Below are 291 nucleotides of genomic sequence, written 5' to 3'. Positions count from 1 at the left end.
CCCTGTGGGGAGCATGTCATTACGCGATACATCAAACCTGGCGAGACATTCGGAACGCCTGCCTTGTTGAACGGCGTTTATCCGGCCGAAGCCATAACTGTGACAAACTGCGTTGAATTGCAGTGGCCAGCGTCGATCATCAACGACTTGATGAGTCAACATCCTGGAGTGGTAAGGAACGCGCTACGTGATCTCGAGGCCCGTCTGCGTGAGATGGAGAGCAGGCTGAAGGATCTCTCAAGCGGCACTGTGGAACAACGGATCGCACATGCACTCTCAAAACTTGCCCAT

1 protein-coding gene is annotated in these 291 nt (G+C 54.0%); it reads left to right on the top strand.

What is annotated here, in order from left to right; translation table 11 throughout:
• Positions 1-18: 18 nt before the first annotated feature.
• The coding region (locus KBI52_RS00435) for a Crp/Fnr family transcriptional regulator (protein WP_371823081.1) at positions 19-291 on the top strand (273 nt) is incomplete at its 3' end.

The sequence above is a fragment of the Microvirga sp. HBU67558 genome, assembly GCF_018069605.1.
Classification (GTDB): Bacteria; Pseudomonadota; Alphaproteobacteria; order Rhizobiales; family Beijerinckiaceae; genus Microvirga; species Microvirga terrae.
The sequence above is the reverse complement of the archived record's forward strand: the minus strand, read 5'-3'. Positions and strand labels throughout refer to the sequence as shown.